General features: G+C 56.6%; 6 protein-coding genes. 5 read left to right on the top strand and 1 reads right to left on the bottom strand.

Annotated features, from left to right (window positions below):
• The 5 genes from VGE80_RS07405 to VGE80_RS07385 form a co-directional block, all read left to right on the top strand.
• Positions 1 to 196, top strand: a 196-nt coding sequence (locus VGE80_RS07405; protein ID WP_440592191.1) for a hypothetical protein, incomplete at its 5' end; no start/stop codon positions are given.
• Between the two features lie 375 nt (positions 197 to 571).
• Positions 572 to 2,299 carry an NADPH-dependent assimilatory sulfite reductase hemoprotein subunit gene (locus tag VGE80_RS07400; protein ID WP_440592190.1) on the top strand — a complete coding sequence of 576 codons (1,728 nt, stop codon included), beginning with the start codon at positions 572 to 574 and terminating at the stop codon, positions 2,297 to 2,299.
• Positions 2,300 to 2,537: 238 nt separating this feature from the next.
• A complete protein-coding gene (locus VGE80_RS07395; protein ID WP_440592189.1) occupies positions 2,538 to 3,164 on the top strand; it encodes a DUF2617 family protein in 627 nt (208 codons plus the stop codon).
• Positions 3,165 to 3,541: 377 nt separating this feature from the next.
• Complete coding sequence (locus VGE80_RS07390; RefSeq protein WP_440592188.1) at positions 3,542 to 4,933, top strand: Gfo/Idh/MocA family protein; 1,392 nt, start codon at positions 3,542 to 3,544, stop codon at positions 4,931 to 4,933.
• Between the two features lie 187 nt (positions 4,934 to 5,120).
• Positions 5,121 to 5,810, top strand: coding sequence for a 3-keto-disaccharide hydrolase (locus VGE80_RS07385; RefSeq protein WP_440592187.1), 690 nt, complete (start codon positions 5,121 to 5,123; stop codon positions 5,808 to 5,810).
• 238 nt (positions 5,811 to 6,048) lie between these two features.
• Here VGE80_RS07385 and VGE80_RS07380 read toward each other — a convergent pair.
• The coding region (locus VGE80_RS07380; RefSeq protein ID WP_440592186.1) for a beta strand repeat-containing protein at positions 6,049 to 10,391 on the bottom strand (4,343 nt) is incomplete at its 5' end.

Below are 10,391 nucleotides of genomic sequence, written 5' to 3'. Positions count from 1 at the left end.
CACGACCGTTAAGCTCTTGTGGCCGATGATAGTGCTTACAAGCGTGAAAGTAGGTTATTGCCGGGCGTTTTACAAGAAAAAGACCCATGAGCTTGCTCGTGGGTCTTTTTTTACGTACCTGCACAACTTCCGTCGCCCGCTTTTCTCAGGCCTCGACGTCTGGAACGGGCGGGGAGCGGAGATGTTCGGATCGTAGCATCCGTCGTTCGCCGTCAGGGTGCTCCCACCGTTGGTTCTTCGATGGCCGACAAGATTCTTGGCCGGACGCTGGAGCCGGTGCCTTCCTGCTGAGATTGATGACCAGGTGCTGTGAACCGTGACCTCGGATTGAAACCGTCAGTCCGCGAGAGTCGAGTTGGAGTTTGCAGCGGGGGATCCATTCGGGAACGATACGGTTTTGCGGGTGTTTCCAGGGTTCCGCTGAATGAGAAATGCATTCTTCCCATCTTGGGGGAAGTGGATTGCTTCTCTATACTTCCGTTGCACTTGAACCAGAGCTGACAAGGGTGTGTCCTCCTGTCGGCGGATCACCCTTTGCGGGTCTTTTAGAATAGAGTTGGAGCGTTGCGAGATGTCGGAACCGGTGAAGCGAAGCCATATTGAAGAGATCAAGGAAGGGAGCCGCCAGTTAAGAGGGACTCTGGCTGAGGAATTGCTGCACGATCGTGAGTTCGGGAAAGATTCCGAGCAGGTGATGAAGAATCACGGCATCTATCAGCAGGACGACCGCGATTCCCGGAAAGCCAAGAATCCTGACGGGACGGCGAAGGGCAAGCAGTACATCTTTATGGTGCGAACCCGAATTCCGGGGGGGAAAGTTTCGGCCCAGCAGTTCCTGGATCATCTCGACATCTGTGACGAACTGGGGAACGGAACGCTCCGCGTGACCACTCGTCAGGGCTTTCAGCTCCACGGTGTGATCAAGAAAAATCTGAAAGCAGCAGTCAAAAGAATTAATCAGACCCTGCTCACCACGCTCGCGGCCTGCGGTGATGTTGAGCGAAATGTGATGTGCTGTCCCGCACCGATCAAGAACAGCCCCGTTCATGATCAGATGCAGGCAATGGCCGATGCGATTGCCGAGCACCTCAAGCCGCGGACGACCGCCTACCATGAGATCTGGTTGACGGATGAATCGGGCGAGAAGACGAATGTCGCCGAGTTCACCCCTGTGGATGAACCGATTTACGGAAAGGTGTATCTCCCGCGGAAGTTCAAAACGGCGATCGCGCTGCCCGAAGACAATTGCATCGACGTTTATACGAATGATCTTGGCTTCCTCGCTGTGGTCGAGGGAGATCGGATTGTTGGTTACAACGTTCTGGTCGGCGGAGGACAGGGGAAAACTCCGAGTGCCGAGAAGACGTTCGTCGCGATTGCCCAGAAGCTCGCTTTTGTGCTGCCCGAGCAAGTGGTGGGCGTTGCGGAAGCGATCGTCAAGGTGCAGCGAGACTTCGGCAACCGTGAAGACCGCAAGGTTGCCCGGTTGAAATACACGCTCAACAACTACGGATTGGAATGGTTCAAAGCCAAAGTTGAAGAGTACTATGGGCAGAAGCTCCCCGCGCCGCATCCTGTTGAAGTGACTGATGTCGATGACCACATCGGCTGGCACGAGCAGGGAGATGGCAAACTGTTCCTCGGTATCAATATCGAGTGTGGACGGATCAAGGACGAGGGGGATCGACGGATCAAGACCGGGCTGCGGACGCTGATTGAGAAGTATCGCATGCCCACGCGGTTGACGGCGCTTCAGTCGGTGATCCTTTGCGATATTCGTCCGGAAGACCAGGCCGATATCGTGCGGATCCTGTCCGAGCACGGGATCAAGCAGGATCATGAACTGACCCTGCTGCGACGATACTCGATCGCCTGTCCCGCTTTTCCCACATGTGGTCTGTCGATTACGGAATCCGAGCGGGCGCTGCCAGGCATTATCGACGAACTGGAAGTCGAAATGGCGAAGCTCGGAATTCAGCACGACCGAATCGCGGTGCACATGACCGGGTGTCCCAACGGATGTGCCCGACCCTACACACCGGATATTGGTCTGGTCGGGAAGCAGGCTGGCGTGGGGGGAGCCGCAGGCAAGTACACGATCTACCTGGGTGGAAACGCCGAGGGGACCCGCCTGGCCTACATCTACAAAGACTCTGTCCCACAGGAAAAGGTCGCTTCGACTCTGGCTGTGACGCTCCGTCATTACAAAGCCAATCGGATCAATGGTGAAAGCTTCGGCGATTTCTGTCACCGACAGGGGCAGGCCGCCATGCAGGCTCTCGAGGTGGCAACACTCTAAAAGCGGTGTTGCCTCGTGAAGGACGGTACTCCCGATCTCTGATCCCGAGACCGTTTCGCTGTCGGGACGACTGATTGAAAACTGCCGCAATTGAACGTGCTGTTCGGTTGCGGCAGTTTCGTTTGGTCGCAGGGGGTCTCTGCTGAAATTGCTCCCAATCACAGAAACTTGAACTGTCGCCCTGATCCTGAATTATCGAGGGAGGTTTTGGGTGAGGGAAATTCCATTCAGGTTGGGCATGGCAAAGCCCGGGCGGCGGGCCGTACAATCATCCGCTGTGATTGGCTTGGAGAGGGGTATCATGTCAGCTCAGGTGATTCGACCCGACGTCTCAGACCTAACTTTGCGGACATTCTGTCGCGCACTCCATCCCGAATTGTTTGAACGGGGTACCAGTCTCACATTGTCGAACTCCGTAATGCAGTTGGACGTACGGCTGAATGCCTCGGGACACGTACTCGCCTTGCAGACCGCCAGTCACTCGCTGACCGAAGTCATCGTCGATCATCGGGAAGTGGTGCCGACGTTCAGTCGAATCATCGACTATCGATTGCGTGGTTGTAAAACCGAATCGGTCCAGTTTGAAACGGGGCTGCGCTATGACGTCAGTTGCCAATTAGAGCGACTCCACCTGGATATCTTTTTGCGAATGAATGAAGAGCTTGAGCAGGATCTGAACCGTGCGGATTTGTCCATTCGCCTGCCGGCCGCCAATCGAATCTTGCCCGGTCCGCTCAGTCTGATCCGCATGGAAGTGGCACGCGACAGCATTCTGGTGTATGCGTTCCATACGTTTCCCGAGCACAGCGCCATCGTGAAGACTCAGTCTCTTTTTGTGCAGAATGACCTCCCGGCTGACAAATGAGCGCGGTCCTCTCCGTTCCGTCTGCAGCAGGCCAATCCCGCAGGGCGAGCTCACCGCCGGCCTGACTTCTCTTTCACATTCATGCCCCGTTCGTTCGGCAAGCGATCCGCGAACTGACGCTTCGTTTCGAACAAAGCCTCACTGTGGTCGTGGCAAGCGGAACCTGAGTAGTGAGTCGTTCGCTCTGCGGCCTCACTTCGCTCCTTCAACGGGGGGACTGATGAGCGATCAAAGGGAGGACTGATTTCGTATCAGCACTGGTTGATAGTTTCCGGGCGATCTCGGTATGGTGTGATTCGATCGGTCCTCAGCGGTCTGCTGTGAACCGGAATCCTCTCTTTTCTGGCTCCCACGTCATTCGAGATGCAGGAACACCCATGACCAATCTGCCGAGTTCGTCCCGTAGCGCAGCGGGTTCTTCTCGTCGCGGGTTCTTAAAAGCTGCCGCCGCGTCGACCGCGTTTGGGTTTACGATTGTGCCGAGACACGTACTCGGTGGTCCCGGTCAAACTCCTCCGTCGGAACGCCCCCTGATGGCGGGGATCGGGTGTGGCGGCATGGGGGGAGGTGACATTGCCACGTTCACGAAACTCGGAGCCCGGTTTGTGGCCCTGTGCGATGTGGACGAGACCCGCGCAGCCGGGACGTTTCATGCTCACCCGGAAGCACGCCGGTATCAGGATTTTCGCGAGATGATGGACCGCGAGGCGAAAAATATCGACGCGGTGACGGTGGGGACGCCGGACCACATCCATGGTGTGGCCGCGATGGCGGCGATCAAGGCGGGGAAACACGTCTACGTCCAGAAGCCCCTGACCCATACTCTTCATGAATGTCGTGCGCTGACCCGGGCAGCTCAGCAGGCGGGCGTGATCACCTCGATGGGAAATCAGGGACACGCTTCAGAGGGATCTCGACTCACCAATGAATGGATTCAGGCGGGGATCATCGGTGACGTGGCGGAGGTTCACGCCTGGTCTGATCGTGCGGGAAAGCTTTGGAAGCAGGGGATCGGTCGACCTGCCGAGACGCCCCCCGTTCCTGCGACGCTGGACTGGAATTTGTGGCTGGGACCCGCGCGCGAGCGGCCTTACAGCCCGGCCTACGCACCTCACAACTGGCGGGGGTGGTGGGATTTTGGGACCGGTGCCCTGGGTGACATGGGGTGCCACATCATTGATCATCCGGTATGGGCCTTAAATCTGGGAGCCCCGACATCCGTCGAGTCCAGAACGACACTCGACGGATCTGTGCTGGAGAAGAATCAGCCCAACTTCGAGACCTATCCGATTGCCGCCATCATCACGTACGAGTTTCCTGCGCGAGGAAAACTGCCACCTGTCCGAATGACCTGGTATGACGGCGGACTGATGCCACCGACCCCGGCCGAAATGGGACCCGGACAGAAACTGCCCGACAACGGTGTCCTTTATGTCGGTACCCGCGGGAAGCTGTTCCATTCGTCACACGGCGGGATGCCTCACGTGCTGCCTGGCAAATTGCAGGCAGAAGCGGCGGCGGTACCGAAGACATACGACCGCTCGCCCGGGCACTACGAAGAATGGTATCAGGCGATCCGAGGGGGGAAGCGTCCGGTGGACAACTTCGACTATGCGGGCCCGATGACCAAGACGGTCCTGCTCGGTGTGTTATCACTGCGCGCACCTGGGACCCGGCTGGAGTGGGACAGTGAGAACCTCCGCGTCAAGAATGTGCCGGAACTGAACCCGTTCGTGAAGACCGAGTACAGAACGGGCTGGACGTTGTGACCGCCGGTTCTATGGTGTGCTCGGATTGTGACAGACTTGACCAGGGCCCCGCCATCCGTCGCTCTCGCCGGGTGTCCTCGTCGTACCTGACGGTTCTATCTCTGGCGGTGTTCTGTTTCTGCGGCTGTCGTTTCCGGGAGTAAGAGACTTGCTTCTGATATCACCTCATATTCGAAGGAGAGGATCGATGCGCCTCTTTCAGCTGTTGGCAGTGGTTTTGATCGCCGGTGCGGGAACGATACTCGCCGAGGAGAACACTCTGACGGAGCAGGAGAAAGCGGAAGGCTGGATCCTGTTGTTCGATGGTCACTCCACCAAAGGCTGGATGAGTCCCAAGGAAAAGCCACTGCCTCAAACGCATGTGCAGGAGGGGAGTCTGAATCCTCATCCCTGCGATTACATGCTGGTGCACGAGAAAGTCTGGGAGAACTACTGCCTTTCATTGGAATTCAAGATTTCGAAAAAGTGCAACAGCGGGATCTTTGTACGAACGTTTCCGTTGACGCCGCGCCCCGGCAAGGATGTCGGCTTTAATGGGATTGAGGTCGCCATTGATGACACGACGACAGCGGGATTCCACGACACGGGGGCCTTCTATGATCTGGTCAAGCCGGCGAAGAACGCGATGAAGCCGGCCGGGGAGTGGAATCAGATGGTGATTACCAGCAACCGGAACATTCTGGAAATTGTCCTGAACGGTGAGCACGTCAATCGAATCGATCTTGATGCGTGGCCTGAGCCGAACCGGCGGCCTGATGGGACGATGCATAAATTCGATGTCGCTTACAAGCAGCATCCTCGCCAGGGCTATTTGGGTTTGCAGGATCACGGAAGCGACTGCTGGTACCGGAACATCAAACTGTTGCCGTTGAAATGAGTGCTGAATCAGGGCGTGTCACGCCCATCGCAGCCAGGCGGAGCCTATCACCGAAATGATGGTCGTGGCCGATCCGCAGTGACTCGCACCTCCAGCGCTCGCGCGGTGCTTGCGGCATAAGTCTAAGAGAGAAACGAAGTGATAAAACAAAAAAGCACCGTCCTCGGGTGTGAGGACGGTGCTCGTCGTTGAGGCTGAGGACTTAGCCCGCAGGAGCTAAACCGTCAGGTCAGGGTCGTTAGAATGTTCCCCATCCGTAAGGCAGTTCGCCGTTGTTGCCAACTCCGTTGAGGAAGAAACCGTTGGCACTCCCCGTGTTGGTGTATGGGACGTCGTCGCGGATGAACAGTGGATCGCTGTCCGCACTGGCTCGCCAGACACTCTGTCCCATACCTGGGTAGAGGATGAAGTCTGCGTTACCAACAGGTGCATCGTAGAACGGAATTCGAGCAGCCAGTCGGGTGGCGTTACGGGCTCGTTCTGCACCAACAAACGGCCCGGCTGGGTCAGCATCCCACTGACGTGATTTGACTGTTCCTTCTGCATTGTTGTAGAAGGCAACCAAAGCCTGGTTACGCGATGCGAATCCACCCAGCGACGTTCCGAACTGATCGAATGAACCTGGATCCGTCGTGTTGTTACGATAGGTCAGGTCAAATCGAGACAGTGGATCGCTTTGGTAGGCATCCAGTTGGAATTCGGTCGGGCTCCATGTTCCGGCTGAGGTTACTGGTGTAACGGTAGAGACGAACGAGTGGAACAGGACGTCATCACCGAAGTTACCACCGAGGAAGTTGTTGTCGATTCGGGCGACGACACCTCCGTAACCCTGGCTGGCGAATCCGCCTGGGAAGCTGGCACCGTAGCCACCGTCACTGGTACCAACTCGGATGACCAGGCCGGTACCGGTCAGGTCGCTGTTAAGACCATTGCCGATGACCGTGTTTCCGTCCATCACGAGGTTGAGGTTTGGACTTGAGAAGACACTCCCGTCCGCCACCAGCGGTGTGGTGCTCGATGCCCAGATGGCCTGGGTTGTCGAGGCGGTGTTGACGATGTAGACACCTTCCAGCCTGTTCGCTGCAACATAGTTGTTGGAAATTGTCGCGTTGGTGGTGTTATACCCACGGTTGATCATGTTAATACCACGACCATGGTTGTTGGTCACTTCGTTGTTCACGATCGCAACGTTACTCGTGAAACCACTGTAGCCTGCGGAAATCTGGTACTGAATCGCGTCGCCAAAGTTGTTGTCAACCAGGTTGTTTGTAACAACGATGGAACTGGTAGGTGCCACGTCCATCTTGATACCTGCGTTCAAGGCAGCGGTATTCAGGTTCGCCAAGGTTCCGTTGTAGGTGATTTCGTTCTGGTCGATGGTTAACGAACCAGCACCTGTCACTTCAATACCATTCTGCTGGTTGAGGGTAATCTGGCTATTCGAGATCACCAGACCGACAGTCCGTCCATTCAGGGCGATACCATCCCCTGCGTTATTCGCAATCAGGTTTTGCGTCCAGGTGCCGGTCGTGCCACGCAGGTCGGAAGCATTGTTGACTTGTTCAATCAACTGAATTCCGTTGGCCCCGTTATTGGTGATAGTATTACGTGCGATGTCAGCTCGGATATTGGCATCTGCACGTTCGTCGAACAGGATGCCGTTCAGGCTGTTCGCTACGAAACGGTTATCGTTGATCGTGTAGGTGTCGGTGCGGAACTCGTTCGCTGCAAGGACAGCCAGACCGTTGCCCGAGTTGGTCAGGAACTGGTTGTGCTGGATGGTCATGTTGTTGATCTGACCATCAGCCGTTCGCGAGAATTCCAGTCCGTTCGCTCCGTTGTTGGTGAAGGTGTTGCCGAGGTCCGCTGTCGCACCACCGACAACAAAGTTGTTCAGAGAGGCGAAGACACCCAGGTTGTTCCCTGTCACGGTCATCTGAGCACCGTTGCCCACGTTGTTGGTAAAGGTCGACTGAACCATGGTTCCGGTCAGGGATGAGGCACCCTGCTGGAAGGTTCGCAGGCCGTCGCCGTTGAAGTTCTGGTCTGGTCCGTTAACCGTGTTGCTGAAGGTCGAGTTTGCGACATTCAGGACACCCGTTGAAGCACCCGTCATCAGGATTCCCACACCGGCGTCTGTATTACCGGTGATTTCGTTCGCGGCACGGGTTGTATCACCCAGGTTCCAGTTAAAGCTGGCCTGATCAGGCACAACCAGCTTCACACCCATGCCACCGTTACGCTCCGCTGCGGTACCGATCTGGTTGCCGTAGAACTGGGCCCCTTCGAAGTGACCACCATTCTTGAGAGCCAGGTTGATCCCTTCAGCCAGGTTGCCATTGATCACGTTGTTGGTGAAGTTGCTGGTAATCTGACCGTTCAGACCCATCTGGAGATTGACACCTTGAGTGCCGTTTCCGCTGATGGTGTTGCTGTCAAATCCACCCGTGTAGTTGGCATTGTCGCCGAGCACCACGTTGATTCCGGCAGCGTTCAGGGCAGGGTTCGCAGCGTTCAGTCCGTTCTCGGTAATCATGTTGCGGGCGATGCTGGCTCGCAGATCCTGACCGCCGTTGACGAGAGTCATATTCAGTCCGGAACCGGTGTTCTGGCTGATCGAGTTCTCGTTGATAATCATGTTGATCGTCGAGTTGACCGTCTGAGCGTTGACCAGTCGCACCCCATCGCCGGTATTCAGCGAGACGGTGTTACCAACCAGCGTGATGTTATCGAGCGTGCTGTTCGTGACCGTCCCACCGTTACCGGTGAATTCGATCCCGTGTCCGACCTGGCTGGTTCCGTTGGACTGGATGACAGCCCCCGCAACCGTCAGGTTTGACAGATCCGTGTTGTTCAGGTTGAACTGGATCCCATCAGCACCGTTGCTGGAGAAGGAGCTCTGTCCGATGTTCCCCGTGGTGGCCACGAAGTGGGATCCTTCGGGGTTTCCAGGCAGAGCGACCAGGGTTCCACCCAGAGTAAGTCCACCGGTGTAGTCAACCTGAATCGTCGAACCAATCAGGTCGCTGCCGTAGACGGTTTCGTCTCCACCAGGGGTCAGGTCAAAGTCGTTGTCCCACTGGAAGTTTTCACCGGGAGCGAAGCTGGCGAAGGTCAGTTCCAGCAACTGGCTGAAGTCGTCAATCAGGGTTGGAGGGTAGGGATCAGCACCGGGGACTGGAACCACGGTTCCATTCACAGTCGCCAGACCCGTGGTGACGTCGGTGCCATTGTAAGGTGTGAAGGGGTAATTGGCCCCACCTTGTGTATTGAAGAGCGCTCCGGAGACAGAGGTTGAAGTGTCGAGGGTGAACCCGGTCACGTCAGCCGTGGATGTCCCCGAGGTGTTGATCAGGTTGAAGGTACCCCCACCGGCGGGGAACGTGTTGCCCGTGATCGTGAAGTCGAGTCCTGTATTAACCCCGGTGCCACCACTGCTGATGGTCAGGTCACGCAGTGAAGCGCCGTTTCCAACAATGTTCAGACCATTGCCGGTGTTCGAATTGCTGGAGGTTCCCACGATCTTGATCCCGTCTGCGATGGAGTTGTTCGCAGTGATCAGAATTCCGTCCCCCGTGGACTGCGACACAGAGTTCTGTGAGAGGTAGGTCTCACCCGCTTCAATCAACGAGTTGTTGAGGGTCACGGCGATTCCTTCAGCACCGCTGTTGGTCACCGTCTGGCCCTGGACAATCAGAGCGGTGTTGGCCACGGTTCCCAGCGACAGCAATTCCTTGACGACAGGAACAGGAAGCTGGTTGTTCAGCGGGCTGCTCAGGTTGTCGGTGACTGTCAGGACTTCGACAGGAGCCAAAGCCACATTCAGTCCCAGGTTGCTGACCAGAGTCGTGTCGGTCAGAGAAATATCGATTCCGCGACCGCCACTTCGAGCAATCTCGGTGGGGCCAATCAGGTTGATGGCACCGTTTGCGACATTGTTCATTCCGATCTGGATGCCGTCACCCACACTATCGTTGATGCTCGAGACCCCATTAATCAGTACCGAGCCGTTGGTGACATTGGTCATCTGGACGTTGACGCCGTCGCCGGTTGCCGAGTTCACCGTTCCGGGGCCCGACAGAGCGAACAGACCGTTGTTGACGTTGGTGAAGTTCGCCTGGACGCCAGTCGTGTCATAGGAGCCTGTCAGAGAAACGACAGCCTGATCCATGAACGAGAAGTCCAATCCTGCGATCGGGCCCAGGACGTTCCCTTCGAAGGTGTTCAAGCCCGTCATCAACAGGTTGAATTTGGTGTTGGTACCGGAAGCGTCAACCTGGATTCCGTAGCGACCGTTGCTCGAGGCCGAGGTTCCAGCTTCGATCGAGGTGGTCAGAGTCGCACCATCGAGGGCCGTGAGCGAAATCCCGTCGCCTGCGTTGAAGTCCATGGTATCACCATAGAACAGCAGCAGTGCTTTGGCCGAATCAGAGGCACCATTGCCGATGGCAGTGACGTTCACACCATCAAGTCCTCCGTTGTTGCCGTTGCCGTTGTACGAGTTGCCGATCGAGCGATACTGAACTTCGCCCTCGTCACCCACGTTGATCAACAGGCCTTCCGATCCGTTGAAGTCGACAG

It is taken from the genome of Schlesneria sp. (genome assembly GCF_036405755.1).
GTDB classification, from domain to species: Bacteria; Planctomycetota; Planctomycetia; order Planctomycetales; family Planctomycetaceae; genus Schlesneria; species Schlesneria sphaerica.
The sequence above is the reverse complement of the archived record's forward strand: the minus strand, read 5'-3'. Positions and strand labels throughout refer to the sequence as shown.